The sequence below is a fragment of the Nocardia rhizosphaerae genome (genome assembly GCF_042650365.1).
GTDB lineage: Bacteria > Actinomycetota > Actinomycetes > Mycobacteriales > Mycobacteriaceae > Nocardia > Nocardia rhizosphaerae.
In genome coordinates this window covers 115,961-140,595 of the sequence record NZ_JBHSBA010000014.1, presented here as the reverse complement: position 1 = coordinate 140,595, position 24,635 = coordinate 115,961, and the positions used below count along the sequence as shown (strand labels likewise).

Below are 24,635 nucleotides of genomic sequence, written 5' to 3'. Positions count from 1 at the left end.
CCGCCGTGCAGGTGCTGCAGGACCAGGCCGAAGAAGCGAAACGGAAGAGGTGACACGTGGCGAGCACAGCAATTCTTGCGGTGCGGATCACCGGCGACGGCAGCGGCGCACAGTCGGCGATGCGCCGCACCGCCGACACCGCGAAGCGGATGGCCGCCACCATCACCGCGGCCGGGGTCGCCGCGGTGTTCGTCGCCCGCAACATCGGCACGATCTCGACCGTGGCCCGCTACGGCGGCGCTGCCATGTCCGTGCTCGCCGGAAAGGCGCTGGCGTCGTCGGCCGCGCTGCGCTTCGCCGCCAACGCCGCGGGCAAGCTCGCCCGCCGCGCCAAGCTGCTCGGTGCCGCGTTGTTCGCGATCCTGCCCGCGCCGCTGCGAACCGCCCTGGTGAAACTGGGGCTCGCGTTGCGGCTCACCGGCCGGGCCGCGGCCAAGGCCGCCCGGGATCTCGGTCGGCTCGCCTCCGCGATTCTGGTGCTGCGCACCGTCGGCCGGGCGGTCGGCGCGATCACCCGGCTCTGGCGCACGATGGGCAAGCTCACCCTTGCCGCGGTGCCGCTACTCGGTGCGCTGTCGGCGATCGCTACCACCGCCATAGCCGCCGGTGCCGCGATCGGCGCCGCCCTCGGCGCCGGAATCGGTGGCGCGGTCGGCACCCTGGCGCCCGCGCTGATCGCCGCCAAGATCGGATTCTCTGGGCTCTCGCGCGGTGCTGCGGAGTTCAACAAGCAATTCGCCGCGGCGAACGCTGAACTCGACAAGCTGGTCGGGCAGCGGATGGGGCCGTTCCTGACCGCCATGGACAGCATGAAACGCGCTGTGGTGGACAGTTTTTCAGCGGCGATGGTGCCCGCGTTCGAGCGGCTCGGCTCCCTGGTGTCGACCATCACGCCGCAGATGGCCGGGCTCGGCTCGACCATGGGCGCGATGTTCTCGCGCATCGCCGAAGCGGTGCCGACCGGCGCCATACAGACCATGATCGAGACCTCGCGTTCGTTCATCTCGGCGCTGTCGCCGGGCATCGCGAATCTGGTCGGCGGCCTCACTCAGTTCGGTGCGACCGCGAGCACGGTGTTCGCGCGGCTCGGCCCCGAAGCCGGTGCCGCCCTGGACTCGATCGGCGCCAAGCTGGCCGCGATCACCCCCGAGCAGATCCAGGGCGTGTTCGCGACCATCTCGCAAACGCTCACCAACATCGGAAACGTGCTCGGCCCGGTGGTCGGGCTGATGGCTGAACTCGGGCCGATCGTGTCGAGCTCGATGGCGCCCGCGTTCGCCGCGGTCGGCGCCGCGATCACCGAAGCATCCCCGGCCCTGTCCAACATGGCCCAAGTCGTGTTTCCGGCCCTGTCGCAAGTGATCCAGAATCTCGCCCCCATCATCCCCGTGCTGGCGAACGCGTTCACTCCGTGGGTGACCGTGCTCGCCGCCGTGGCGCCGCTGCTGGCCTCGATCGCGGTAGCCGTCGCCCCCATGGCCCCGGCGATACTCGGCATCGCTATCGCGGTCAAAGCCGCCATGGCCGCGCAAGCGCTCTACAACACAGTGATGCTGCTGTACTCGAATGCGGGCAAGATCGCGACCGCGATTCAGTGGGCATGGAATATCGCCATGTCCGCCAATCCGCTCGCGATTGTGATCCTCGCGGTTATTGCGCTGATCGCGGTCATTGTCTTGATCGCCACCAAAACCACATGGTTCCAAACGATATGGAAGGCGATGGCCGCCGCCGCGGTCGCTGCCTGGAATTGGATCAAAGACACCGCGCTCGCGATCTGGAATATCATTGTCACCGCCGTTAAAACGTATATCGCGGTCATCTCCGCGGTCATCTCCGCCGTGGTGTCCGCCATCGTCGGATACTGGGATTTCATGGCGTCGGTGTGGTCGGCGATCTGGGACGGAATTTCGGCGGTCGCGTCGGCGGTCATGTCCGCGATCGGGTCGGTGATCTCCGCCGCGATCGACACCGCCATCGGCGTATTCAACACCTTCAAGTCGATCGGTGAGGGCGCGTTCAACGCGGTCAAAACCGCGATCGGATTCGTCGGCGACGCCATCAATACCATTATCGGGTTCGTGCAGAACCTGATAAACGCGATCTCGAATATCAGTTTCCCGTCTCCGCCGGGGTGGCTGTCGGATCTGTTCGGTGGCGCGGTCGGCCCGCAACTGGTCGGCGTCCCCGGCGGCGCTGAGGTGTTCCGGTTCCTGCCGCCGACGCCGATGACGTTCGGTGCCGCGGCCCCGTCGCTCACCGCCGCGGCGCCGTCGCTGGGTGGCGTGTTCGCGTCCGGATCGACCGCGCCGCCGCAGATCACCAACATCAACATCACGGTCGAAGGTGCGATCGACCCGCAAGCGGTCGGGCAGCAGATCAAGAACATCCTTACCGGCCGTGACCGCACGGTCGGCGCCGCCGCGGCCGTGGATCTCCGGTTGGGGGTGGCCTGATATGGGTTACGAACCCTCGCCCTGGGTGGAGGTCGACGGCGACCGGATACGCTGCGACGGCGCCGCTGTAGGCTTCACCCCCGTCGTCCTCGACGGCCTCGAAATCACCTGGGGCCGAGACGATTACATGGCCCACAGTAGGCCGGGCACGGCCGGGTTCGCCGTCGTGGACCGGTCCCGCACGTGGGCCGACAGGATCTCCGCGCGTACCGTCCTCGGCCGGGAAGTCACCATCGGATGGTCGCTGCCCGGCGAAGCCGATCAGATCTGTTTCCGGGGCCGGGTCACCGCGGCCACCGCGATGCCGCACGGAAAGGCCGGCCAATGGGTGATCGACTTCACCGCGGCCGCGCGAGACGCCGACCTCGGCAACATCCTGGCCGCGCCGGAAACATGGCCTCAGGAAACAATGATCGTGCGCGCCAACCGGATAGCCGATATGGCGGTACCGGCGAAAATCGACGAATTCTATTTCTTCCCCGGCAGCGTGAATATAAATTGCTGGCCGCTCGATGTCGGCGGCCGCGACCTCCGCAAGCTCACCGAAGAGTTCTACTATTCGATGGGTGACACCTTCTCGTATCTGCCCGACCAAGATGTGTGCCGACATTTGTTCCGGCGCGCATACGCGGTCGGTGTGCATTTCACCTACATTGCCGGGGACGCTATCTACCTGTTCCCGACGAGCACCCAGTACGACGGCGTCACCTACCACGGGATAGCGTTTCCCGGCTGCTCGACCACCACCGACGACCCCGCACTATCGGCCGGACCGAATAGCGTGCTCACCCGCTGCGAGGTCACCTGGAAAGACTCGACGGCCGGATTCAATGATTGGACGACCGTTGCCGAAATCCCGGCCGGGGACACCTACGGGCGCCGCACGCTCACGTTCGATTCCTGGATCGACGACGGGATCCATATCGACCCGATGATTGCCGAAGTGCTCGCCCGCGCCGAACACGAAGGCGCCGCACCGCGGCACCCACCGGTGACCCTCGACACCGGGCGCACCGGCGGGTTCCTCACCGTCGCCCAGGCCCGCGCGCTCACCCTCGCCGGAGAGACACAGGCCGCCGCCTACGTGTCCGGCAGCCAGTTCGCCGCGTGGACCCCCGACCACCACCCCGTTTTTGCCATCATCGGCGGGACCATCCGCCACACCGGCGGGCACTGGCGCATCACCGCCCGCCTGTCGACCATCTGGCGCACCAACGCCGTTACCCCGATGCGCTGGAACCAACTGGTTTCGTGGATGTGGTGGGAGCGGCCCGACGATTTCAAGCTGGCAAAGTCGGTCAGCTGGACCGACTTTCGCTACTTCGACGACCCGACCGTCTACAACCCCGCGTGAGGTGCCGACATGCCCGCCTACACCCCCGAGTACCAGATTCCCTACCCGCTGCCGACTGAGCCGATCGCCGACGGCGCCGCGACCATCGGCGCACTGGCCGGGCGCGTGGACGACGTGCTGGCCGCGCTCAACGTCCCGCCCGCCTCATCCCTGCCCGCCGCCGCGGTATCGCGATCCTCGGCGGTCACCGTCGCCAACGGCGCCGACACCCTGGTGTCGTGGAACGCCACCGATTGGGACACCCTGCCCGGCGGCCAAGTCCAAGCCAGCTCGACCGGGCTCACTGTCCGCGCGCCCGGCCTGTACCTGGTCGAATGCATGTGGCCCTGGGCAGGCAACGGCAACGGACGCCGCGCCGTGAAAATCACGCTCAACTCGACCGGCAGCACCGGGACCGTCCTGGCCGACGCCGTGAACGCCAACAGCTGGGACAACATCGGCAAGGTCGCCGGAGTGCTCAACCTCGCCGCGGGCAACATCCTGCGACTGCTGGTCACCCAGGACAGCGGCGGCAACCTCGCCGGAGGCGGCGCCATGTGGGGCGGCGCCGTGCGCGGCCGGTTCAAGATGACTTACCTTCGCCCGGCGCCGTAGCCGGATGCTCGAGGTAGGCTCGCCCACCGACGGCACACAACGCGGGAGGGGACCGGATGAAGCGCGCCGCCGTGGCACTGGCCGTCCTCGGCCTGGCACTGGCCGGATGCAACGACACATCCAGCGAGACCGCCCAGCCGACGACCACCAAACCCGACATCTTCAACGTCTGCCGCGATCCCGGCCTCAGCGACGCCGCACTCCTGGCGGCCGGGCTCGACCCGACCACCAAGCGCGTAACCGTCGACCCGCCCGAAGGACCGTCGACCTTCCGCATCTGCAGCTGGCGACCAGTCGATGACCGCTACGCGCCGACGAACTACACGATCGGGGTGTTCTCCACCTCGCGCACTCTCGACCAACTCACCACGAAAGAGGGCGTGACCGTCCTGCGTGAATCCACCGTCAACGGCCGCCGTGCGCTCTTCACCTCCGAACGTAACGATCCTGGCTGTTGGCTGTCGATGAAGGCTGAGCAGGGCATGTTCACCGTTGATGCTCGCCAGTTGAGCCAATACGGCGACCAGATCAGCGACCTGTGCGACCTCGTGACCAAGCACGCCGAAGCGCTGGAACCGAGCCTGCCGAAATAGCAAGGGGGACAACGATGGACGAACGCACGAAATGGCTCACGCTCGCCGGGCAGGCCATGTCTGGCGAACTTCGGATCGAGCCCGGTGTCGGCGAAGCAATCCGCAAGGCAGCCAAGCAGTACGCCGAAGACCTCGAAATCCTGGTAGGCGAAGCGCAGCGCCTCGGATACCTGTCCGGTTGGGGCGGTCTGGACTCTGCCAAGCTGCTCCGCGTGAAGTTCGAACAGAAAGCGGTCGGCGGTGGCGACGACCCAACCGACAACGCGGTCTCTCGCCTCCAAGAGCACATCGCCATCGCCTGGCTACAGCACGACACGTTCGCCGCGGCTATCGGCAAACTCGAGATGGTCGACGAGGAACGCGCCGCCGCCATCCGCGCCGCCGCTCAGGGCATCTGACGCTACGCGATGCGCTGCACCGCCTCGATAGTGCGCCGCAAACTGGCATCCGGCACCCGCACATACCTACGAGTCGTCACCGGTGAGGCGTGACCGAGCAGCGCTTGCACGGCGAGGATGTCGCGGTCGACCGCGTAGGCCTGGGTGCCGAACCGGTGCCGCAACGTGTGCATGGTGAAGTTGCCGGGCAACCGGCGAGTGACGAGCTTGCCGACCCAGGCCGCCGATAAGTGACCCTTATCGGCGCCTGGAAACGCGTAGCCGGCCCCGAGCGCGCGCAGCTCCGCGGCCAGCGAGTCCGGCAGCGGAACGCACCGGTCCTTGCCGCCCTTGCCGTGGACGATCAGCGACCATCCGTCGATCGACTGGAGCAAGTCGTCGCTGTGGACGCGGGAGACTTCACCCCGACGCATCCCGCATTCCGCAGCGAGTCGCAACATGAGCCGTTCGCGCGGCGGCGCACCGATCACCGCCGCGACGTAGGCGTGTTCGGGTGTCGGCCGGGCGATCGGCTCGGCGGGCCGCACCCGTGGCAGGCGCAGCGCCGGATTATCGGTCGCGCGCCCGGCCTCGATCCCCCATCGGTAGAACTGGAGCGCGCTGGACCGGAAGCACCGGCGGGTCTCGAGTTTCCAGTCCTGGCGCCCGGCCCACCCGATCAGCGCGTCGGCGCCGACTTCCCACGGACCGGTCCGGGCGCCCACCCCGCGCGCCATCCGTCGAATGTGTGAAAGCCGTGTCGTCTGAGTGGTTTTCGGCGCACCGCCAGCTGCTAGGGCCGCCTGCCAATCGTTGATATCCGCGCGCCATGCGACCGGTACGGGCCGCATGGCGGTTCGTTGTCTGGTCATGTGCTCAGCCTCACCGAACCGACCGGTCCCCCGACGTAGCGGGGTCCCCCAATCGCACGATTAGGGGACCTACGCTGCACCAACGTTGCCGTGGTACGGCCGGTCACTGCGGCGGCTCTATCTCCTCCGGCGAAATGCCCAGCGCACCAAGCAGATAGCCCCACCGCTCGGTATAGGCGACATGCCGCGTCGCGTGATCGCCGCCGTACTCGGTGAGGTAGTTCTGTCCGGCCGCCTCGGCGAGTCGCAGAATAGCCACTAGGTCGCTACGCGTGATCGTGAGGTCGTCGGCGCCGCTCACCGTGCACCCTCGATTCGCTCGGTCAGTGCCGCCAGCGCCGCCCGGCGCGTGCCGAATTCGAACTCAGACCAGCGCGCATGCGTGTCGCCGTCCTCGCGCCAGCACGCCCACCACCGCCGACCGCCGTGCCGATGCCCGCGCCACCGCCGGATATCGCCGACCCATCCCACCCGGCGACCGTCGACCATCACCGGGTGCGTAACCGACCCGCCCATGCACCAGGGAACGGCCGTCGGCCGATTCCACGCGTCGTATTGCGTTCCATCCCCGTACCGCGTCCCGGCGGCCAGCTTCAGCGCGCTCACGCGACCTTCTCCAGCCGCTTCTGTTCGCTACGCCACCGGTACCGGTCCAAGTCTGTGACCTGCGGCAACACGTGCGTAGTGCACTTACCAGCGGGTTCGGGGTTCGAGTCCCTGATGGCGCACAACAGGAAGTCCCTGACCAGGTCATACGGTCAGGGACTTCTTTCATTCCACCCGCCATTCCGGGCCGCCACCAAGAGTTTCGTCAGCCCGGCGCGCCGAAACCTGTTCCAGCCCGGCCGATGAGTCCGGCGACACGTTGTAGTGCCGTTCGGCGATCCCCGCCCTCCTGGTTCCCTCACACTCCAGCGTCGCGCGCGACACCACCTGAGGCCGTATAATGAACAGAAGTTCATTCTATTGGAGCCGAGTTGACGAGAACACCGGAGCAGAACGCGGCGATGCGCGACGCGACGCGCGAGACCATCGAGCGCGCGGCCGTCCGCGTCTTCGCGAATCGAGGATTCGCCGCGTCGAGCATCAGGCATATCGCGGAAGCGGCCGGCCTCAGCACGGGGTCGATCTACCGCCACTACGCGAGCAAGGAAGCACTGTTCGACGCACTGCTCGATCAGGCGACGTCGGGTCTTGTCGCAGCATCTGCCGCGCTCTCGAGCGACGCGGATCCGCTCACCCTGGTGCGTGATTTCACCTGCGTCTTCCTGACCGACCTCGCGAACGGGAACGGCGAGGCCGAGTTCGTCCTGGTTATCAACCAGGGGTTTCTGACGGACACCCCGGCCGGCACCGCGGAGCGGCTGGCGACCGCCCAGCGCCCGCTGTGGGACGCCTTCGCGGCGCTCGTGCGTCGCGGTCAACTGGCCGGTCAGTTCGAGGACGGCGAACCTGCCCAGCTGACGGCCTACTACTTCGCGATGCTGTCCGGTATCGCCGCCATGCGAACAGTCATCCCGGACGCGACGACCGAGACAGGCGTCGACCTGGTGCTTCGCCTGCTGAGACGACAAGGAGCTTCATGACCATCGAGATCACGCGCGGCGACGCACTGGGCGAGGGATACCGCCGGCGAATCACCGAGGTCCTGGTGCAAGGGTTCGCCGAGGACTTCGAGTACTTCTCGAAGGACCAACGGGCTCTCGCTGACGCATTCGAGCACATGCTCATCCTCGAGCGCTTCTACGTGGCGCTGGTCGACGGGGAACCCGCCGCGATCGCGTGCGTCACCGAGGGCAGCCAGGAGTGCTTCGAGCCCGACCGTCGAGCGATGCAGCGCGGACTCGGTAGGGTGCACGGCCTGATCAGCTACTACATCGTGCGAAGTCAGTTCCTCGGCGCGTACGCCGACGCGCGTCCCGGCCTGGCCGAGATCGGCTTCGTCACCACCGCACCGCAGCACCAGGGCAAGGGCGTCGCGACAGCGTTGATGGAGTACCTACTGCAGCTGCCCTACGACGAATTCGTGCTTCGCGACATCAAAGACACGAACGCACCAGCCCTCGGTCTCTACCGGAAGCTCGGATTCCACGAATCCAGCACTCGCCCAGTGTGGTTCGCCGCCCGTGCCGGGTTCTCCGCGTACGTATCGATGTCCCGCGTCAGGTAGCTGACGGGTCGCCATCGTCGTACCCACGGATCAGCCGATCGAGGTTCACCGGTCGGTGTGCCTGGTGTCGCGGCGGCACTTCTCGATCGGGTCGAGGCGCAGGTCGACGCGACGGCCCGCGGGACAACGCGCACACGACTTCGGTCGCCACCGAGCGACAGCGCGAGAGCAGACCCGCCTCATCCGCATTAATGACAACGATTATCGTTATCATGCGCCGGGCGGGTGCCCGGCCGAACCTGATGAAGATGAGGAATTATGAGTCTCTTTCGTGCTGTCGGACTGCGTCGCGGTGGCGGGGCCGCGTGTGTCGGCGCCGCCATGACGCTCGGCCTGCTCTCGCCCGGCGCCGCGCACGCCGACGCCTTCGTTCCGCTGCCCGACGGTGAGCGCGTCGGTCCCGGCGTGACGCTGAAGCGCACCGCCGAGAGCGCCCTGATTTCACCCTCGTTGGCGGCCAATGGCGCCGGGCGCACCGTGTGGGTGACCGGCACGGTCACCGCCGACGTCACCCAGACACCCGAGGGTGAGCCGGGCCCGTACCGCGGCCCGAACAACAACCCTGGCACCAACAACTCCTCGACACACGGTGCGTCGCAGGTCAATACGGGCTATATCGTCGGCTGCCAGGTCAGCATCGCCGACAACGCCATCTCCGCGGGTGTCTCCGGCGGCATCAGCACCGGCGGCGTGAACGCGGGCGGCTCGGTCGGCCTGAAGCTCGGGCCGGGTGAGGTGAAGTTCGTCGCCATCGACGCGATGGACATTCTGCGGGCCGGGGTGTACTCGCTGGAGTACCAGGATGTCGAGATCCAGATCCAGGGTTGCGCGGGCTACGCCCAGGCGCGGGCCTACTCCGTGGTCGAGATCATCGGCGACCACTACTCCAAGACCACCCTGTACGGCGCCCCGTTCAGCATCGGCTGAGCCGAATGCCGTCCTGCCCGATCCATTTCTGAAGGAAGTCTTTTCGTGATCATCCGCAAAGTCATGCCCTGGCTGGCCACCGCTGTCACCACCGTGGGTCTGCTCTCGACCGGTGCCGCGCACGCCGACACGTTCGTCCCGCTGCCCGGCGGGGAGATCAGCCGCACGCTCGGTGACGGCACCGTGGTGACGGTCCGGCTCGTCGGCGAGTCCGCCACCATCAGCCCGTCGATGGGCGCCACCCCGGTCCACCGCAATGCGTGGGTCTCCGGCCGGGCCGAGGTTCAGGTCGCCGGTGGGATCAAGAAGGGGTCGATCCAGCCCGGATACGTGGTGGGCTGCCAGGTCGATATCGCCGGCGGCGGTGTCGACGGCGGCGCATCTGGCAAGACCGATTGGGAGGGCAACGCTTCGGGCGGGCTCACCAGCGGCGGCAACCTGAGTCTCGGACCGGGTGAGGCGACCTCGTTCGTCATCCTCGACCGGGAATCGGCCAACGACTACGGCGACGAGTCACACAGCTCGGCCAACTCGTTCAAGGGCTCCGAAGCCAGTGTCACCTGGGCGGATTCGACAATCGGGCTGTCCGGCTGCGCCGGCTACGCGCAGGCGCGCGCGTTCGTCAAGGTCAAGGTGCAGACCGAGACCATCAGGACCGTCGTCACCCTCTGGGGCCAGCCCTTCAGCCTGGGCTGACCCTCAGCTCGGCCGCACCTGGGCCGTCTCGATCGGCGGGATCCGTTCACTCCGTCATCACCGGATCCCGCCCTCGGTCAGAGCTGGTACCGCCCACACTGTTCCGGCCGTCCGACGGATGTCAGCTCTGGGACACCAGCACAGCGATCAGCAGCACGATGAAGACCAGACCGAAACCCACCCCCGCGGCGGCACCCCGAATCGCACTGCGGAGCACCGTGATCCGCGTGAGCGGATAGGGACGGTTACCGGCGTACCGCACCCGCACCGACAGCTCGGCGCCGAGCGGGTAACGGCCGGGAACCGGGTGCCGCCGCCGCGACCAGTCCACACCCTGGTACTCGACAATCGTGCGCTGCCTGCGCGGCGGGCACGGGCAGGCCATGGGGTCATGGGCCAGTGCACAGGTGTGCGCGACGGCCAGCGCCGGGCGACGAGCGGTATAACCGGGGCCGCCATGGCTGCGCAGCGCCTCGTTCACCGGCACCAGGATGTGGTGATAGGCCAGCCCGCACACGAATCCGGCGACCGTGACGGCGGCCAGTCCGGCGAGCATCGGAACAGCGAGGTCGAACATCCCGGCCATCCTATGGCCGATTCCGGTTGCCGCCGTGGCCGATCGCCCGGCGTCAGCCCAGCAGCACCGCCGCACAGATGAGGACCATCGGGATCAATACGGCGAGCGCCATGATGACGATCGCCGCACCGAGTCCTGCCCGATCGGGCGGCTGGAACCCGGTCGCACCCGCGGACCGGATCGTGTAGGGCGGCGCGTAGAAGAACCGCACCGGGCCACGGGTGGTGTCGATGTCGAGGACCGCCTTGCGGGCCGTGCGGTGCGGCTTCGGCGGCGCGGACGCGGATAGACTCCGCGGCGGGCCGATCGCACCGGGCGGGGCCAGGCAGGAGGAGGTGACCCATGGCGCGTACCGCGCTGCCGATGGTGCGCCGGCTCGGGCCGCTCGGACATCCGGCTCGGCTGATGGTGACCGGATTCGGTGCGGTCAATCTCCTCGGCATGCTGCTGCTGATGCTGCCGGTCTCCTCGGAGTCGGGGACCTGGACCGATCCGGTGACGGCACTGTTCACCTCCACCTCCGCGGTCTGCGTGACCGGGCTCGTCGTGGTGGATACCGCTACGCACTGGTCGGCGTTCGGCGAGGGGGTCGTGCTCGCGCTGATCCAGATCGGCGGGCTCGGCATCATGACCGCGGCCTCGCTGCTCGGTCTGCTCGTCGCGCGCCGGATGGGGTTGCGGATGCAGCTCATCGCCCAGACCGAGACCAAGACCCTGCGACTCGGCGAGACCAGGCGGGTGGTGATCGGGGTCCTCGCGATGAGCCTGTGCATCGAGGTGCTCGCCGCCGCGGCGCTCACCGCGCGGCGGCTGGCGACCACCACCGATTCGTTCGGCTCGGCACTGTACTGGGGTGTCTTCCACGCGATCTCGGCCTACAACAACGCCGGTTTCGGGCTCAGTGCCGACAGCCTCGTCGGCCACGCCACCGACGTCTGGATCATCGCACCGATCATGATCGCGTTCGTCCTCGGCGGCATCGGATTCCCGGTGGTGTTCGAGGTGTCGCGGGCGATCCGTTCTCGGGTGCGCGGTGTCCGGGTGCCGGGGTGGTCGCTGCACACGAAGATCACCGTGCTCACCTACGGCGGACTGCTCGCGGTGGGTGTGGTGCTGGTGACCGCCCTGGAATGGTCCAACCCGAATACGCTCGGCGCCCTGAGTGTCCCCGGTCGGCTGCTCGCCGGGATGTTCCACGGCGCGTCGCCGCGCACGGCGGGGTTCAACTCCCTCGACGTCGGCGCACTGCATCCGACGACCCTGCTCGTCAACGATGCGTTGATGTTCATCGGCGGCGGCAGCGCAGGCACCGCGGGTGGCATCAAGGTCACGACCTTCGCGTTGCTCGCGTTCGTCGTATACGCCGAGGTGCGCGGCCAGCCGACCGTGCATGTGATGGGCAGGCGGCTGGCGGCGACCGTGCAGCGGCAGGCGATCACCGTCACGCTGCTGAGTCTCGGGGTCGTGCTGATCGCCACGATGGCGCTGCTGCGGCTGTCGCACCTGCCGCTCGACGACGTGTTGTTCGAGGTGACCTCGGCGTTCGGCACCGTAGGCTTGTCCACCGGGATCACCGCCGACCTGCCGACCTCGGGCCACCTGCTGTTGATCGGCCTGATGTTCATCGGCCGCGTCGGACCGATCACCCTGGCGTCCGCGCTCGCCCTGCGCGAGCACGAACGCCGTTACGAGCTACCGGAGGAGCGACCCATCGTTGGCTAGGACACCGTTCACCAAGGCGCCCAAGCATCCGACCACCCGCGTGGTCGTCATCGGTCTCGGCCGGTTCGGCGGCTCACTGGCCAAGGAACTGGTCGTGCACGGCTCGGAGGTGCTGGCCATCGACTCCGACCCGCGTCTGGTACAGAACTACGCCGACGAGATCACCCACGTCGCGGTCGCCGACACCACCGACGTGGCGGCGCTCGAACAGCTCGGTGTCCGGGACTTCCCGCACGCGGTGGTCGCCATCGGCACCGATCTCGAGGCGAGCATCCTCACCACCTCGCTGCTCGTCGACTTCCGTATCCCGCGCATCTGGGCCAAGGCCACCAGCCGCCAGCACGGCCGCATCCTCGAGCGCATCGGCGCGCACCACGTGGTACTGCCGGAGTTCGACATGGGCGAGCGCATCGCCCATCTGGTGACCGGCCGCATGCTCGACTACATCGAGTTCGACGACGACTTCGCCATGGTGCGTACCACCGCCCCGCGCGCGGCGATCGGGATGACGCTCACCCAGAGTGGTCTGCGGGAGAACTTCGCCGTGACGGTCGTCGCGATCAAGCGGCGCGGTGGTGAGTTCACCTACGCCACACCCGAGACTGTCGTGATGGCCGGTGACGAGCTGATCGTCTCGGGCAGCATCGTCTGTGTGGAGTCTTTCGCCGATCTCGTGTAACGGCGAATCCGGACCGCTCGGACCCGCTGGAGCTGCGCAAACGCGCACGAAACCCGATCTTGGCCAACTTTTTCTGTGAGCCGGGACACAGTTATTCGCGGGGCAAACCCCCTGCATACATAACGATTCTGCAACCGTGGGGCGAACCGACCAAGATCGGCAGCACCTTCCGTTCAGATTCCGTTCACCTTCTATTAACCCATCGTGACCATTCTGCAATCAGGTCAAAAACAGACCTGCGGTTCGGTCAGCCCGGAGGTATCCAACCTCCGCCCGCCCCGAACAGCGCGTGGTCTCCCCGCAGCCAGCTGTGGAGCGCCGTGCGACGCGCGGACCGCCATCGAGCGTCCGACCCCGACAGCGTCGCACATTCCCCATCAGAACAGAAACAACACATCGCCTGACCGGCGTGCGCCGCCGTGTGCGCGCTGCGCGATCCACCGTGCCCTCACCCGGGCCTGCGTCGCCAGACAGAGATGAAGGAACAGATCAGCAATGCTCAACAAAGACAAGCTCAGCACCGTTTTCGGCCGTCGTTCGCGCCGTGAGGCGTTCACCGTGGCGGTCGCCGCGGTCGGTCTGGTCGCCGTAGCCGCGTCCTCCGCCGTCTCCTTCGCGGACGACAGCGTGCCCGAGCGTGCTGCCCAGGTCGTCGTCGAGCAGGCGGAGGCCATCCCCGCCGTCGAGGCCGCCCCCGCCGTCGAAGAGATCCCCGCTCCCTCGCTGGAAGCGGCGATCGAACCGGTCCCGGCCCCGATGCCCGAGCCCGCCCCGCCGGTCTACCCGAACAACCTCGACGGCTGGATCCGCGAGGCGCTCGACATCATGGCCGCCAAGGGCATCCCCGGCAGCTACGAGGGCATCTACCGCAACATCATGCGCGAGTCGACCGGCAACCCCCAGGCGATCAACCTCTGGGACTCCAACGCCGCCGCGGGCATCCCGTCCAAGGGCCTGCTGCAGGTGATCGACCCGACCTTCGCCGCATACCACGTGGAAGGCACCCCGTTCGACGTGTGGAACCCGGTCTCCAACATCGTCGCGGCCTGCAACTACGCCGCGCACCGCTACGGCTCCATGGACAACGTCAACAGCGCGTACTGAGCGACCTGAGCACCGAACGCCCGCACCCCGACCGGTGCGGGCGTTCGTCGTAGAATCGCCGACGTGCCAGACAGCGCCGATCAGGCACCCGATCACGCGCATTCCGACGCGGCCACCGCCAGCCGCGTCGCCAAGGCCCGTCGCCTGGCCGCCTACCTCTGGTCCCGCGATATCCACAGCGCCGAACTGCGCGCCCTGCCCGCCGCCACTTTGCGCAAACTGGCGAGAGCGGCCGAGACCAACCCGCCGAGCACCGGCGAGACCTGGCAGGTGGTCGCCGAGCTGCTCGATCAGAAGGACGACTGGGCCGCCCGCAATCCCGGCCATCCGGCCGCCGCCCGCCCGCATTCCGACGAGAAACTGCTGTGGGTGAAGCCGCCGGTCACACCGTGGACCGCCAGCTGATGTCTTGCTGAGGGACATGAGATCGAGCGCCGAGGCCGGCTTGTCTCGGTTCGCGCTGCGCAGATCTAGTCCGCATGCGAGAAACGGCGCGTCCCGCTGTACTGGCAACAGTGGAGACTCGACTCCCCCGCCCGGATCAGACCTTCTTGACCACGCTGGACTTCAGCTGCATCGGTCCGATGCCGTCCACCTTGCAGTCGATGTCGTGATCGCCGACGCCCTGCACCAGCCGGATATTGCGCACCTTGGTGCCCGCCTTGATCCCGGTGGGACTGCCCTTGACCTTGAGCGTCTTGACCACGGTGACGGTGTCGCCGTCGGCGAGCACATTGCCGACGGCGTCGCGGATCTCCTCGGTCTCGCCGCCCTCGGCACCGGCGGGTTCCCATTCATGGGCACACTCCGGGCACACCAGCAGCGCACCGAGCTCATAGGTGTACTCGCAGGAGCAGGCGGGACAGGGTGGCAGCGAGTCGCTCATGGGACAGTCCTTCGATGGGGTGAATGATCAGGCGGCGGAAAGGAATTCGACGATGATCCGATTGACCTCGTCCGGCCGCTCCAGGTAGCCGTAGTGGCCGCAGCGTTCGATCTCGGTGTAGCGGGCGCCCGGGATCGCCTCGGCGACTTCCCGGCAGAACCGCGGCGGCACCATCTGGTCGTCGGCGAATCCGACGACCAGGCTGGGCACGGTGATCCCGCGATAGGCGTCCCGCCGGTCTTGGGACCGGTCCATCCCCAGTTGCGCGCGAGTGCCGGGAGTGCCCTTGCCCGAGGTGAATTCGAAGATGTCGAGCCACTCCTGTGCCTTGGCCGGGTCGGCCAGCGTGTGCGGAGAGAGATTGAGCATCGCCTTGATCGCCGCCGCGTATTCGGGCGGCAGCTGGATTCCCTTGTCGAACAACGCCTGCTCGCCCCGGTTGAGTGTGCTCGACACCGGATGCGGCCGGGCGGTGGCGGCGCACATGACCGCCTTGCCGAGCAGCTCCGGCCGGGCCAGCGCCAGTTCGGCCACCACGCGCGAACCCATCGAGGTACCGACGATGTGCGCGGGCGCGCCGAGGTGTTCGATCAGCGCGGCGGTGTCGCCGACCAGGTCGGCCATGGTGATGCCCGCCGCCGACTCCGACGACGGCGCGATCCCCCGGTTGTCCACGGTGACGACGCGGAACCCGGCCTTGACGAGGGCGGGTACCTGGTAGGTGCGCCAGACCCGGCCCGGACTGCCACTGCCCATCACCAGCAGGACCAGCGGTCCCGATCCGGTGACGTCGAAGTTGAGCTGGATGCCGTTGAGCGTGGCGAGGGGCATGACTCTCCTGTTAGCTGTTTGCTAAAGTTAGAAAACACACCATACCGCCACACAGCAGGACGGGGTCACCACGGTGCCGGGATTGAGCAGGCCGCTCTACCAGATGAAGGCCGACTTCTTCAAAACTCTCGGCCATCCCGTCCGCATCCGGGTGCTGGAATTGCTCAGCGAGCGCGAACACGCGGTCTCGGAGATGCTGCCCGAGGTCGGCGTCGAGGCGGCGAACCTGTCTCAGCAGCTGGCCATCCTGCGCCGGGCAGGCCTGGTGACGGCCCGCCGCGAAGGACTCTCGGTGACCTACGAGCTCACCTCACCGCGGGTGAAGGAGCTGCTGATCGTGGCTCGCGCCATCCTCACCGGCGTCGTCACCGGGCAGGCCGAACTCCTGGAGAATCCCGAATCCACGGTCGCCTGACCACGTCCACCCACCGATCGCCACACGCCCACTGATTGCATATTTTCTAAACTAGCCACCTAGCAAGTTGACAAGGAGAACATCCGTGACCGCGAGCTCCGCGCCCACGACGGTTCCGACCACACACCCGGCCATCCTGGACTGGGTCGCCGAGATCGCCGAACTGACCGCACCCGCACGCATCGTCTGGTGCGACGGCTCCCGCGCCGAATGGGACCGGCTCACCGACGAGCTCGTCGAGAAGGGCACCTTCGTCCGGCTCACCGGCAAACCCAACTCGTTCTGGTGCGTCTCCGATCCCGACGACGTGGCTCGCGTCGAGGACCGCACCTTCATCTGTTCGGCCGACGCGGGCGACGCGGGCCCGACCAACAACTGGGTCGACCCGGTGGACATGCGCACCGTCATGACCGAGCACTACCGCGGCGCGATGACAGGTCGCACGATGTATGTGATCGCGTTCTGCATGGGCCCACTCGATGCCGCGGAACCTCAGTTCGGCGTGCAGATCACCGACTCGCCGTATGTGGCGGTCTCGATGCAGATCATGACCCGCTCCGGCACACCGGTGTGGGAGAAGCTCACCGGTGACACCGCATTCGTGCGCTGCCTGCATTCGGTGGGCGCGCCGCTGCACGACGGTCAGGCCGATGTGCCGTGGCCGTGCGACCGCACCAAATACATCGCGCACTTCCCCGAGACCCGCACCATCTGGAGCTACGGCTCCGGCTACGGCGGCAACGCGCTGCTCGGCAAGAAGTGCTTCGCGCTGCGCATCGCGTCGGTCATCGGCCGGGACGAAGGGTGGCTGGCCGAACACATGCTCATCCTCAAGCTCACGTCCCCGCAGGGCCGCACCCACTACGTCGCCGCCGCGTTCCCGTCCTCGTGCGGCAAGACCAACCTGGCGATGCTCGAGCCCGCACTGCCCGGCTGGCAGGCCGAGACCGTCGGTGACGACATCGCCTGGCTGCGGTTCGGTGCCGACGGCAGACTCTGCGCGGTGAACCCCGAGGCCGGCTTCTTCGGCGTCGCGCCGGGCACCGGAGCGCGCACCAACCCCAACGCGATCGCCACCATCGACCGGGGCAACTCGATCTTCACCAACACCGCCCGCACCGACGACGGCGATGTGTGGTGGGAAGGACTGACCACGCAGCCGCCCGCGCACCTGATCGACTGGCGCGGCGACGACTGGACACCCGCCTCCGATACCCCTGCCGCACATCCCAACTCGCGGTACTGCACCCCGATCGAGCAGTGCCCGTCGGTGGCGCCGGAATGGAACGACCCGACCGGCGTGCCGATCTCGGCGATCTTCTTCGGCGGACGCCGGGCGACGACAGTGCCGCTGGTCGCCGAGACATTCAACTGGGAGCACGGGGTCTTCACCGCCTCGGTGCTGTCCTCGGAGACCACCGCCGCGGCGACCGGCGCGGTCGGGGTGGTGCGCCGCGACCCGATGGCGATGCTGCCCTTCCTCGGCTATCACGTCGGGGACTACTTCGCGCACTGGCTGCGGCTCGGCGCCGCGGCCGACCCGGTGAAGCTGCCGAAGATATTCCAGGTCAACTGGTTCCGCCGCGCGGCGGACGGCACCTTCCTGTGGCCCGGTTTCGGTGACAACGTCCGGGTACTGAAGTGGGCGCTGGAACGACTCGACGGCGCCGCCGACGCCGAATGGACCCCGATCGGCTATGTCCCGACCGCCGACGCGCTCGACCTGTCCGGGCTCGACGACGCCGACCGCGCGCTGGTCGAGGCCGCGCTGACCGTCGATGTGGCCGAATGGGTCACCGAGACCAGGTCCATCGACGACTGGTTCGCCGGGATCGGCGGCAACCGGCTCCCGGACGAGCTGCGCGAGCAGTTGGCCGCGCTGAAACTGCGCCTGCTCGGCAACCGCTGACCATGCGGGCACTGCTGCCGACGTGGTCGGAGTGGAAGCCCGCCTTCCTGGCACCGGGCACGGATCTGTTGTCGGGGCTGATCGTGGCGCTGGTGGCCCTGCCGCTGGCGCTGGGATTCGGCATCAGTTCCGGGCTCGGTGCCGCCGCTGGTCTGGCCACGGCGATCGTGGCAGGTGTGGTGGCCGCGGTCTTCGGCGGGTCGCGGTTCCAGGTGTCCGGCCCGACCGGCGCGATGACGGTGGTGCTGGTGCCGATCGTGCACGAGCACGGCGCGTCGGGTGTGCTGACCGTCGGGCTGATGGCCGGGATCGTGCTGGTCGCGCTGGCGTTCGCCGGGGTCGGGCGAGCCGTGCGGTTCATGCCTGCCCCGGTGATCGAGGGGTTCACCGCGGGAATCGCGGTGGTGATCGCGCTGCAACAGGTTCCGGGCGCGCTGGGGGTGTCCGGGGCCGAGGGTGCGAAGGTCTGGCAGTCGGCCTTCGATGCCGTCCGGCGATTCGTCGAGGAGCCGGACGCGACCGCACCGGTGACCGCGCTGGTGGTTGCCGCGGTGATCCTGGTCGGTGGCCGGTTCCTGCCGAAGCTGCCGTTCGCCCTGGCCGCCGTGGTGGCGGCGACTCTGGTCGCGACCGTCTTCCCGCTCGATCTGGCGAGGATCGGGGCCATCCCGGCCGGCCTGCCCGCACCCTCCCTCGGCTTCCTCGAACTCGGCGACCTGACCGGGCTGCTGCTGCCCGCGCTCGCCGTCGCCGCGCTGGCCGCACTCGAATCCTTGCTCTCGGCCACCGCCGCCGACGCCATGGCCGTCGGGACCAGGCACAACCCCGACCGCGAGCTGTTCGGGCAGGGCTTGGCGAATATCGCCGCGCCGCTGTTCGGCGGGGTTCCCGCGACCGGGGCGATCGCGCGCACGGCCGTCAATGTCCGCTCCGGTGCCCGGACCAGGCTGGCGGCGCTCACCCACGCGGTCGTTCTGGCCGGAATCGTCTATCTGGCAGCCGGGCTGGTCGCCGACATCCCGATCGCGGCGCTGGCCGGGGTATTGCTCGCGACCACCGTGCGGATGGTCGAGACGGCCTCGCTGTCCGCGATCGCGCGTGCCTCCAGGGGCGACGCGATGGTGCTGGCGGTGACCTTTGTCGTCACCGTGGCATTCGACCTGGTCACCGCCGTGGTGATCGGCATCGGTATCGCGCTGGTCCTCGCGGTGCGCGCGGTCGCACGGGAGGCGCGACTGCACCAGGTACCGCTCGACGAGAGCGATCATCTCGGTGAGGAACACGACCTGCTGCGCGACCATATCGTCGCCTACCGCATCGACGGACCACTGTTCTTCGCCGCCGCCCACCGCTTCCTGCTGGAGCTGGCCGAGGTCGCCGACGTGCGCGTGGTGATCCTGCGGATGTCGCGCGTCACCGCGCTCGACACCACCGGCGCCCTTGTCCTGAAGGACGCTGTCGACAAGCTCGAGCATCGGCACATCACCGTGCTGATGTCGGGCCTGCGTACCGACCACCGGCAGCGCTTGGCCACCATCGGAGCCCTTCCCGCGGGCGGTGCCGACGCCGTCTTCTCCGACACCGGCGCCGCCATCGACTACGCCCGCCGGTTCCTGCCGAGTGCGCGTAAGTAGGTCCGGCCCCAGAGGCATGCGCCGCGTTGGACCATCGCGGTGAGCGCGCGGCCGATCCGGCACGAAGTCTCACCGGCCCGGCAACCTCGTGGCCACGATCGGCTTTTCGCACCGGCCTGTCTGGTAGTATCCATATTTCCAAATGTTTCGATATATAGATGGAGTTGGCATGGAGGTCTTGATCGTGGGAGCGGGTGCGCTCGGACAGGTCTATGGCGCCGACCTCGCCCGTGGTGGGGCGGCGGTCAGCTACCTGGTGAAACCCGGACAGGCCGAGCGGGTGCGCGGTGGGATGACGGTCGAACGGCTACGCCGATGGCGACCCGACGCCGCCACCACCGTCGAACCCGCCCGCGTCTACACCGAGCCCGCCGCGGTCGCCGACACCGCGTGGGACAGCGTCTGGCTGCTGGTCGACTCGACCGCCCTGCGGCCCGACTGGCTCGACACCCTCCGGGCGGCCATCGGCACCACCACTGTCGTCACACTCGACCAGAGCCTCGGCGACCTGATCACACTGACGCGCCTGTGGCCGTCGGACCAGGTGGTCGCCGTGACGGTGGCGGAACTCGCCTGGACGACGCCGCTCGGCACAGCGCGGCCCGGACCCACCGCGTACTACCGCCCGCCCGGCGCGGCCGTGATACTGACGGGCACCCCGGCACGCGTCGCTCCGATACGGGCCGCACTCAGCCGAGGCGGTGCACCGGCCCGCATCCGCCGCAACGGCGGCGGGATCGCCAGGGCCGCCCGCACCGTTCCGTACCTGGCCGCGCTGGAGGTGGCGGACTGGTCGATCGCGACGCTGCGGTCCGATCTCTCCCCCGCCTCGCACGCGGCGTTCGAGGCCGCCACCATCGTCGCGGCCGAGCGGGGCCTGCCCGCGCCACCGTCACGCCGAACCATGGAATGGACGGCCTGGATGGCATGGGGCATGTTCCCCGCGCTGGCCCCCTTCGACGCGCCCGAGTACCTGCGCGCGCACTTCACCAAGGTCGGCGCGCAGACGCGGGCGATGCTGCGCGAGTGGGCCGAACTCGGCGAGCACCGCGGCCTCCCGGCAGGCCACCTGCGCGATCTCGTCGCAGCCATGCCGCCGCTACCGGCGCGGGCGGATGACCCGCGACAATAGGCGGATGCCGCAGCACGACATCCCCGCCCTCTTCCAGGCCGCCCGGCCACTGCTCACCGCGCTCGGCGACGAACGACGTCAGGAGATCGTGCGGCGGTTGATCGAGGCAGGTGGGGTACTCAGTGTCGGCGAGATCGCCGAGGCCATCGAGCTCTCCCAGCCCGCCGTCTCCCACCATCTGAAGATCCTGCGTGACGCAGGGGTCCTCGACGTGCAGCGCATCGGCACCACCCGCCGCTATGTGCTAGAGGCGGATTCGGGCGCGCTGGAGCCGCTGGTCGACATGGTGCGGGGGATCACCGAATGCCTGGATGAACACCGCGCGCGGTGAACCGGCCACCTCGACCATCGGGACGATGCTGCCCTGAACCGCACGCGATGTTCGACCCGACGCCGTCAGCCGGGCAAAGCGCTGCGCTCGTCGCTGGCGGCGACCACCTTGGCCGACAGCGACCGGATCGCGGCGCTCTCTGTCTCGGACCACCGGTCGACGAACACCTCGCGCACCAGCTCGACGTGTTCAGGAGCGGCCCGGCCGAGTACCGCGCGGCCGACATCGGTGAGCGAGACGACGATCCCGCGCGCGTCGTCTTCGGCGGGCCGCCGGTCGACAAGGCCGCGCGCGGCCATCCTGGCCAGCTGCTTGGACAGGCGTGATTTGTCCCAGCACACCTCGGCGGCCAGCTCCTTGGCACGCATGCACCCCTGCGGGGTGGCCGACAGCGCTACCATCAGCTCGTAGTCCGCCATCGACAGGCTGTGTTCGGCCAAGCCGGCGGCCAGCGCCGCGTCCAGCCGCTGGCGCATGCGGATGAACGCCTGCCAGGTCCGCTGCTCTTCCTCGGTCAACCATCGGGTCACGGGAATGATCCTAGAACCCATTTGGTTGACATGGAAACAAAGCTACTCAGGAGGCGAATCCCATGCCAGCGATCACCGTCGACGACATCATGGTGCTACCCCGGCTGCCCCGCCCCGATGTCACCCAGACCCAGCGACCGGTCCGCCGGATCGTCACCGCCGACCGGCAGCGCGAAGGCGCCGGCTTCGAGGTGACCCGGCCTTTCCCGAGCGTCGACCTGCGCACGGCCGACCCGTTCATCCTGCTCGACCAGATGGGCCCGGTCGCCTACGAGCCCTACGAGGCCAAAGGCGCGCCGTGGCATCCGCATCGCGGCTTCGAGACCGTCACCTACATGCTCGACGGCACCATGGTCCACCACGATTCACAGGGCGGCGGTGGCGTGATCGGCGAGGGCGACACCCAGTGGATGACGGCGGGCTCCGGCATGCTGCACGACGAACTGCCAGAGGAGAAGCTGGTGATCTCCGGCGGCACCTTCCACGGCATCCAGCTGTGGGTGAACCTGCCACGCGCGACCAAGTTCGCCACCCCGCGCTATCAGGACCTGCGCGCGAGCGAGCTGACCCTGGTGAGCTCGCACGACGGCGGCGCCCTCCTCCGGGTGATCGCCGGCGAGCTGGCCGGTTTCGCAGGCCCCGGCTCCACCTACACCCCGATCATCTACGCGCATGCCTCGATCAGCCAGGGCGCGCAGTTGGAAACCCCGTGGCCCGCCGACTACACCGCGCTGGCCTACGTGCTCGCGGGCGAGGGCACGGTGGGCACCGACCGCAGGCCGATCGGCGCGGGGCAGCTGGCCGTCTTCGGCGCGGGCGAAGCCGTCACCCTGGCGGCCGATCCCGAACAGCACACCACCACCGGCGATTTCGAGGTGCTGCTGCTCGGCGGCATCCCGCTGCGGGAGCCGGTGATCCAGTACGGACCGTTCGTGATGAACAGCCGCGAGGAGATCATCACGGCCATCGAGGACTTCCAGGCGGGCCGAATGGGCACCGTGCCTGCCGAACACTCATCGGGGCTGCGCCTTGGCGAGTGAGCGTGGCCTCGGCTGAGTTCACAAAAACAGGGGTGCGGCCACACCCCCGGTGTCCAGATCGGCGGCATGGGATCGTGCCGAGACCGAGAACACAGTATGGTTGTCGACGCTCGAACATCGTCGACGCTCGAGCGTTGACAAACCGGATGCTTGGTCACGAAGGTGGACGGGGCCGCCCGAGGCGCCACGTGTCCGGGCCCATCACCGAAACGCCGCACACATCGAGGAATTCATGAACGCTCGCCGGCTCACCGTCACCCTGGCCGCAGTGGGACTCTCCCTGCTCGCCGTCCCCGCCGCCAACGCCAATGTGCCCACCGGTTCCGCCGGCACCGGCTCCTCCAGCCTCGACTCGCTGCTCGGCGCGACCGGCTCGGCCAACCTGGTCCAGTCCGGTTCGGCGGGCGGCGCGTTCGCCAGCTGCGACGAGGCCTACGCGGCAGGGCGCGCCCCGCTGTTCCGTGGCGAGGCGGGCTACTCCCCGCACCTCGATCCCGACGGCGACGGCCTGGCCTGCCCCACGCAATGACATCGGCGGCTGGCGCCGCGGGTTTTCGGCCTCGTAACCCGAAAACCTAGGGGCCGGCTATAGCGCGAACACCCGATGTGGCGACTGCCGCATCGGGTGTTCGCGTTCTGGCCACCGCGCTCAGCGGCGGAAGATCTTGACCAGGACCAGGCCCGCAACCAGGGCACCCGCGCCGATCAGTGTGTATTTGACCTTCGGCTCGTTCAACTTGGCGACCACCATCGTCTTGGTGTCGTCCGCGATCCGCTGTGGATCGGCGCGCACCGCCAGTTCGTCGAGCGTGGTCGCCAACCGGGCGCGCGCGATCTCGATCTCGCGTTCGATCCGGTCGGTGTCGTCCTTGGCCACCGTCACCTCCCATATCAGTCTGCTGCTCGCCGACGAGTCTATCCATGCCGTCGCGGTACCCGGTCGGTTACCGTGCGGTGGTGACCGACAACCATCGCCTCTCCCCCGGAGACCCCGCACCCGATTTCACGCTGCCCGACGCCGACGGCAAGGACGTGTCGCTCTCGGACTATCGCGGCCGCAAGGTGATCGTCTACTTCTACCCCGCCGCGAGCACGCCCGGCTGCACCAAGCAGGCCTGCGATTTCCGCGACAACCTGGCCGAACTCGGCGACGCCGGGATCGACGTCATCGGAATCTCCCCGGACAAACCCGCCAAGCTGGCCAAGTTCCGCGACGCCGAGGGCCTCACCTTCCCGCTACTGTCGGACCCCGAGCGCACCGTGCTGCAGGAGTGGGGCGCCTTCGGCGAGAAGAAGATGTACGGCAAGACCGTCACCGGCGTGATCCGTTCGACCTTCCTCGTCGACGCGGACGGCACGATCGAACTGGCCCAGTACAACGTGCGGGCCACCGGGCACGTCGCCAAGCTGCGCCGCGATCTCTCGGTCTGATCAGGTTTCGAAGGTGCGGATGAACACCTCGTAGCCGTCGAGCATCCGCGCCAAGCCGAACTCGAAATCGGCTTGTTCCCAATCGATATCGCCCTCGTCGGTGAAGGCGGAGGCGGACAACGCCGCCGAGACCGCGGGAAGGTCGGCCCGGCCGAGCACCGTGGCCAGCACCTCGCCGAAGTCGCTGTCCTCCTCCGTCCGCAGGTCGCGCCCGGCTCTGCGCTTACCGATCACGAACATCGACAGGTTCATCGCCAGTTGCAGCTTGACCGGCTCCGGCGCCGATCCGCTCGAACTCCGTGCGCGCCCACTGCTCCAGGGCCGCCCGCCATGGCATGTCGGGCGCGATCTCCGGCGGCGGCCCGACCACCCGGT

31 protein-coding genes are annotated in these 24,635 nt (G+C 68.2%); 21 read left to right on the top strand and 10 right to left on the bottom strand.

Annotation, left to right across the window (positions count from 1 at the left end; translation table 11 throughout):
• The first annotated feature begins 56 nt into the window (after positions 1-56).
• From ACFOW8_RS20855 to ACFOW8_RS20835, 5 genes are read left to right on the top strand one after another with little or no spacing between them, the layout of a single operon-like run.
• Positions 57-2,456 carry a hypothetical protein gene (locus ACFOW8_RS20855; RefSeq protein WP_378552728.1) on the top strand — a complete coding sequence of 800 codons (2,400 nt, stop codon included), beginning with the start codon at positions 57-59 and terminating at the stop codon, positions 2,454-2,456.
• A 25-nt stretch (positions 2,457-2,481) separates the two neighbouring features.
• Positions 2,482-3,810 (top strand): hypothetical protein, encoded by a 1,329-nt coding sequence (locus ACFOW8_RS20850; protein WP_378552726.1) that lies wholly within the window; start codon positions 2,482-2,484, stop codon positions 3,808-3,810.
• A gap of 9 nt (positions 3,811-3,819) precedes the next feature.
• On the top strand, positions 3,820-4,404 hold the full coding sequence (locus ACFOW8_RS20845) for a hypothetical protein (protein WP_378552725.1): 585 nt from the start codon (positions 3,820-3,822) through the stop codon (positions 4,402-4,404).
• Positions 4,405-4,460: 56 nt separating this feature from the next.
• Entirely contained in the window at positions 4,461-4,997 is a 537-nt protein-coding gene (locus ACFOW8_RS20840) for a DUF3558 domain-containing protein (RefSeq protein ID WP_378552724.1), read from the top strand.
• A gap of 14 nt (positions 4,998-5,011) precedes the next feature.
• On the top strand, positions 5,012-5,395 hold the full coding sequence (locus tag ACFOW8_RS20835; protein WP_378552723.1) for a hypothetical protein: 384 nt from the start codon (positions 5,012-5,014) through the stop codon (positions 5,393-5,395).
• Between the two features lie 2 nt (positions 5,396-5,397).
• Here the strand turns inward: ACFOW8_RS20835 and ACFOW8_RS20830 are convergent, their stop codons facing one another.
• The 3 genes from ACFOW8_RS20830 to ACFOW8_RS20820 form a co-directional block, all read right to left on the bottom strand.
• The gene (locus tag ACFOW8_RS20830) at positions 5,398-6,111 is read right to left on the bottom strand and encodes a tyrosine-type recombinase/integrase (RefSeq protein WP_378552722.1); all 714 of its coding nucleotides are present in this window, start codon (positions 6,109-6,111) and stop codon (positions 5,398-5,400) included.
• Between the two features lie 238 nt (positions 6,112-6,349).
• The gene (locus tag ACFOW8_RS20825) at positions 6,350-6,547 is read right to left on the bottom strand and encodes a hypothetical protein (RefSeq protein ID WP_378552721.1); all 198 of its coding nucleotides are present in this window, start codon (positions 6,545-6,547) and stop codon (positions 6,350-6,352) included.
• Positions 6,544-6,852 (bottom strand): hypothetical protein, encoded by a 309-nt coding sequence (locus ACFOW8_RS20820; RefSeq protein WP_378552719.1) that lies wholly within the window; start codon positions 6,850-6,852, stop codon positions 6,544-6,546. The genes ACFOW8_RS20825 and ACFOW8_RS20820 overlap by 4 nt, the downstream gene beginning before the upstream one ends.
• 371 nt (positions 6,853-7,223) lie before the next feature.
• Between ACFOW8_RS20820 and ACFOW8_RS20815 the strand changes: the two genes are divergently transcribed.
• The 4 genes from ACFOW8_RS20815 to ACFOW8_RS20800 all read left to right on the top strand — a co-directional run bounded on the left by ACFOW8_RS20815 (position 7,224) and on the right by ACFOW8_RS20800 (position 10,039).
• The gene (locus ACFOW8_RS20815) at positions 7,224-7,832 is read left to right on the top strand and encodes a TetR/AcrR family transcriptional regulator (RefSeq protein ID WP_378552717.1); all 609 of its coding nucleotides are present in this window, start codon (positions 7,224-7,226) and stop codon (positions 7,830-7,832) included.
• A complete protein-coding gene (locus ACFOW8_RS20810) occupies positions 7,829-8,416 on the top strand; it encodes a GNAT family N-acetyltransferase (protein ID WP_378552715.1) in 588 nt (195 codons plus the stop codon). The genes ACFOW8_RS20815 and ACFOW8_RS20810 overlap by 4 nt, the downstream gene beginning before the upstream one ends.
• A gap of 258 nt (positions 8,417-8,674) precedes the next feature.
• The gene (locus ACFOW8_RS20805; protein ID WP_378552713.1) at positions 8,675-9,343 is read left to right on the top strand and encodes an MspA family porin; all 669 of its coding nucleotides are present in this window, start codon (positions 8,675-8,677) and stop codon (positions 9,341-9,343) included.
• Positions 9,344-9,406: 63 nt separating this feature from the next.
• Entirely contained in the window at positions 9,407-10,039 is a 633-nt protein-coding gene (locus ACFOW8_RS20800; protein WP_378553179.1) for an MspA family porin, read from the top strand.
• Positions 10,040-10,160: 121 nt separating this feature from the next.
• On the opposite strand, the gene ACFOW8_RS20795 is transcribed toward ACFOW8_RS20800, so the two are convergent.
• Both ACFOW8_RS20795 and ACFOW8_RS20790 read right to left on the bottom strand, forming a co-directional pair.
• Entirely contained in the window at positions 10,161-10,616 is a 456-nt protein-coding gene (locus tag ACFOW8_RS20795; protein ID WP_378552712.1) for a hypothetical protein, read from the bottom strand.
• A 52-nt stretch (positions 10,617-10,668) separates the two neighbouring features.
• A complete protein-coding gene (locus ACFOW8_RS20790; protein WP_378552711.1) occupies positions 10,669-10,827 on the bottom strand; it encodes a hypothetical protein in 159 nt (52 codons plus the stop codon).
• 131 nt (positions 10,828-10,958) lie between these two features.
• Here ACFOW8_RS20790 and ACFOW8_RS20785 point away from each other — a divergent pair, with 131 nt between their 5' ends.
• The 4 genes from ACFOW8_RS20785 to ACFOW8_RS20770 all read left to right on the top strand — a co-directional run bounded on the left by ACFOW8_RS20785 (position 10,959) and on the right by ACFOW8_RS20770 (position 14,526).
• Positions 10,959-12,338, top strand: coding sequence for a TrkH family potassium uptake protein (locus ACFOW8_RS20785; protein WP_378552710.1), 1,380 nt, complete (start codon positions 10,959-10,961; stop codon positions 12,336-12,338).
• 40 nt (positions 12,339-12,378) lie between these two features.
• On the top strand, positions 12,379-13,017 hold the full coding sequence (locus tag ACFOW8_RS20780) for a potassium channel family protein (RefSeq protein WP_378553177.1): 639 nt from the start codon (positions 12,379-12,381) through the stop codon (positions 13,015-13,017).
• Positions 13,018-13,512: 495 nt separating this feature from the next.
• Positions 13,513-14,121: a transglycosylase SLT domain-containing protein gene (locus tag ACFOW8_RS20775; RefSeq protein ID WP_378552709.1), complete on the top strand. Its 609-nt coding sequence runs from the start codon at positions 13,513-13,515 to the stop codon at positions 14,119-14,121.
• A 63-nt stretch (positions 14,122-14,184) separates the two neighbouring features.
• Entirely contained in the window at positions 14,185-14,526 is a 342-nt protein-coding gene (locus ACFOW8_RS20770) for a hypothetical protein (RefSeq protein WP_378552708.1), read from the top strand.
• A 136-nt stretch (positions 14,527-14,662) separates the two neighbouring features.
• On the opposite strand, the gene ACFOW8_RS20765 is transcribed toward ACFOW8_RS20770, so the two are convergent.
• Positions 14,663-15,007, bottom strand: a complete 345-nt coding sequence (locus tag ACFOW8_RS20765) for a zinc ribbon domain-containing protein YjdM (RefSeq protein ID WP_378552707.1) — start codon at positions 15,005-15,007, stop codon at positions 14,663-14,665.
• Between the two features lie 27 nt (positions 15,008-15,034).
• On the bottom strand, positions 15,035-15,838 hold the full coding sequence (locus ACFOW8_RS20760; protein ID WP_378552705.1) for an alpha/beta fold hydrolase: 804 nt from the start codon (positions 15,836-15,838) through the stop codon (positions 15,035-15,037).
• 103 nt (positions 15,839-15,941) lie between these two features.
• Between ACFOW8_RS20760 and ACFOW8_RS20755 the strand changes: the two genes are divergently transcribed.
• From ACFOW8_RS20755 to ACFOW8_RS20735, 5 genes are all read left to right on the top strand, one after another.
• Entirely contained in the window at positions 15,942-16,253 is a 312-nt protein-coding gene (locus ACFOW8_RS20755) for an ArsR/SmtB family transcription factor (RefSeq protein WP_378553176.1), read from the top strand.
• A gap of 85 nt (positions 16,254-16,338) precedes the next feature.
• The gene (locus tag ACFOW8_RS20750) at positions 16,339-18,162 is read left to right on the top strand and encodes a phosphoenolpyruvate carboxykinase (GTP) (RefSeq protein WP_378552703.1); all 1,824 of its coding nucleotides are present in this window, start codon (positions 16,339-16,341) and stop codon (positions 18,160-18,162) included.
• A 2-nt stretch (positions 18,163-18,164) separates the two neighbouring features.
• Positions 18,165-19,796 carry a SulP family inorganic anion transporter gene (locus tag ACFOW8_RS20745; RefSeq protein ID WP_378552701.1) on the top strand — a complete coding sequence of 544 codons (1,632 nt, stop codon included), beginning with the start codon at positions 18,165-18,167 and terminating at the stop codon, positions 19,794-19,796.
• A gap of 169 nt (positions 19,797-19,965) precedes the next feature.
• Positions 19,966-20,928, top strand: coding sequence for a ketopantoate reductase family protein (locus ACFOW8_RS20740; protein ID WP_378552700.1), 963 nt, complete (start codon positions 19,966-19,968; stop codon positions 20,926-20,928).
• 4 nt (positions 20,929-20,932) lie between these two features.
• Positions 20,933-21,259, top strand: coding sequence for an ArsR/SmtB family transcription factor (locus tag ACFOW8_RS20735; protein WP_378552699.1), 327 nt, complete (start codon positions 20,933-20,935; stop codon positions 21,257-21,259).
• A gap of 65 nt (positions 21,260-21,324) precedes the next feature.
• Here ACFOW8_RS20735 and ACFOW8_RS20730 read toward each other — a convergent pair whose 3' ends face one another.
• Positions 21,325-21,789, bottom strand: coding sequence for a MarR family winged helix-turn-helix transcriptional regulator (locus tag ACFOW8_RS20730; RefSeq protein WP_378552697.1), 465 nt, complete (start codon positions 21,787-21,789; stop codon positions 21,325-21,327).
• A 62-nt stretch (positions 21,790-21,851) separates the two neighbouring features.
• On the opposite strand from ACFOW8_RS20730, the gene ACFOW8_RS20725 reads away from it, so the two are divergent.
• Together ACFOW8_RS20725 and ACFOW8_RS20720 are read left to right on the top strand one after the other, a co-directional pair.
• Positions 21,852-22,829: a pirin family protein gene (locus ACFOW8_RS20725; RefSeq protein ID WP_378552695.1), complete on the top strand. Its 978-nt coding sequence runs from the start codon at positions 21,852-21,854 to the stop codon at positions 22,827-22,829.
• A gap of 232 nt (positions 22,830-23,061) precedes the next feature.
• Positions 23,062-23,358 (top strand): excalibur calcium-binding domain-containing protein, encoded by a 297-nt coding sequence (locus ACFOW8_RS20720; protein WP_378552693.1) that lies wholly within the window; start codon positions 23,062-23,064, stop codon positions 23,356-23,358.
• A 120-nt stretch (positions 23,359-23,478) separates the two neighbouring features.
• Here the strand turns inward: ACFOW8_RS20720 and ACFOW8_RS20715 are convergent, their stop codons facing one another.
• Complete coding sequence (locus tag ACFOW8_RS20715) at positions 23,479-23,712, bottom strand: DUF3618 domain-containing protein (protein WP_378552692.1); 234 nt, start codon at positions 23,710-23,712, stop codon at positions 23,479-23,481.
• A 74-nt stretch (positions 23,713-23,786) separates the two neighbouring features.
• Between ACFOW8_RS20715 and bcp the strand changes: the two genes are divergently transcribed.
• Positions 23,787-24,260 (top strand): thioredoxin-dependent thiol peroxidase, encoded by a 474-nt coding sequence (gene bcp / locus ACFOW8_RS20710; protein ID WP_378552690.1) that lies wholly within the window; start codon positions 23,787-23,789, stop codon positions 24,258-24,260.
• Here bcp and ACFOW8_RS20705 read toward each other — a convergent pair whose 3' ends face one another.
• The gene (locus tag ACFOW8_RS20705) at positions 24,261-24,512 is read right to left on the bottom strand and encodes a TetR/AcrR family transcriptional regulator C-terminal domain-containing protein (RefSeq protein ID WP_378552689.1); all 252 of its coding nucleotides are present in this window, start codon (positions 24,510-24,512) and stop codon (positions 24,261-24,263) included.
• Between the last annotated feature and the right edge of the window lie 123 nt (positions 24,513-24,635).

What these genes read in the sequence shown, in the direction of transcription:
- ACFOW8_RS20845 (WP_378552725.1), top strand. Translation starts at nt 3,820, where the DNA reads ATGCCCGCCTACACCCCCGAGTACCAGATTCCCTACCCGCTGCCGACT.
- ACFOW8_RS20840 (WP_378552724.1), top strand. Translation starts at nt 4,461, where the DNA reads ATGAAGCGCGCCGCCGTGGCACTGGCCGTCCTCGGCCTGGCACTGGCC.
- ACFOW8_RS20835 (WP_378552723.1), top strand. Translation starts at nt 5,012, where the DNA reads ATGGACGAACGCACGAAATGGCTCACGCTCGCCGGGCAGGCCATGTCT.
- ACFOW8_RS20830 (WP_378552722.1), bottom strand. Translation starts at nt 6,111, where the DNA reads ATGGCGCGCGGGGTGGGCGCCCGGACCGGTCCGTGGGAAGTCGGCGCC.
- ACFOW8_RS20810 (WP_378552715.1), top strand. Translation starts at nt 7,829, where the DNA reads ATGACCATCGAGATCACGCGCGGCGACGCACTGGGCGAGGGATACCGC.
- ACFOW8_RS20805 (WP_378552713.1), top strand. Translation starts at nt 8,675, where the DNA reads ATGAGTCTCTTTCGTGCTGTCGGACTGCGTCGCGGTGGCGGGGCCGCG.
- ACFOW8_RS20800 (WP_378553179.1), top strand. Translation starts at nt 9,407, where the DNA reads ATGCCCTGGCTGGCCACCGCTGTCACCACCGTGGGTCTGCTCTCGACC.
- ACFOW8_RS20795 (WP_378552712.1), bottom strand. Translation starts at nt 10,616, where the DNA reads ATGTTCGACCTCGCTGTTCCGATGCTCGCCGGACTGGCCGCCGTCACG.
- ACFOW8_RS20785 (WP_378552710.1), top strand. Translation starts at nt 10,959, where the DNA reads ATGGCGCGTACCGCGCTGCCGATGGTGCGCCGGCTCGGGCCGCTCGGA.
- ACFOW8_RS20775 (WP_378552709.1), top strand. Translation starts at nt 13,513, where the DNA reads ATGCTCAACAAAGACAAGCTCAGCACCGTTTTCGGCCGTCGTTCGCGC.
- ACFOW8_RS20765 (WP_378552707.1), bottom strand. Translation starts at nt 15,007, where the DNA reads ATGAGCGACTCGCTGCCACCCTGTCCCGCCTGCTCCTGCGAGTACACC.
- ACFOW8_RS20760 (WP_378552705.1), bottom strand. Translation starts at nt 15,838, where the DNA reads ATGCCCCTCGCCACGCTCAACGGCATCCAGCTCAACTTCGACGTCACC.
- ACFOW8_RS20755 (WP_378553176.1), top strand. Translation starts at nt 15,942, where the DNA reads ATGAAGGCCGACTTCTTCAAAACTCTCGGCCATCCCGTCCGCATCCGG.
- ACFOW8_RS20745 (WP_378552701.1), top strand. Translation starts at nt 18,165, where the DNA reads ATGCGGGCACTGCTGCCGACGTGGTCGGAGTGGAAGCCCGCCTTCCTG.
- ACFOW8_RS20740 (WP_378552700.1), top strand. Translation starts at nt 19,966, where the DNA reads ATGGAGGTCTTGATCGTGGGAGCGGGTGCGCTCGGACAGGTCTATGGC.
- ACFOW8_RS20735 (WP_378552699.1), top strand. Translation starts at nt 20,933, where the DNA reads ATGCCGCAGCACGACATCCCCGCCCTCTTCCAGGCCGCCCGGCCACTG.
- ACFOW8_RS20725 (WP_378552695.1), top strand. Translation starts at nt 21,852, where the DNA reads ATGCCAGCGATCACCGTCGACGACATCATGGTGCTACCCCGGCTGCCC.
- ACFOW8_RS20720 (WP_378552693.1), top strand. Translation starts at nt 23,062, where the DNA reads ATGAACGCTCGCCGGCTCACCGTCACCCTGGCCGCAGTGGGACTCTCC.
- ACFOW8_RS20705 (WP_378552689.1), bottom strand. Translation starts at nt 24,512, where the DNA reads ATGAACCTGTCGATGTTCGTGATCGGTAAGCGCAGAGCCGGGCGCGAC.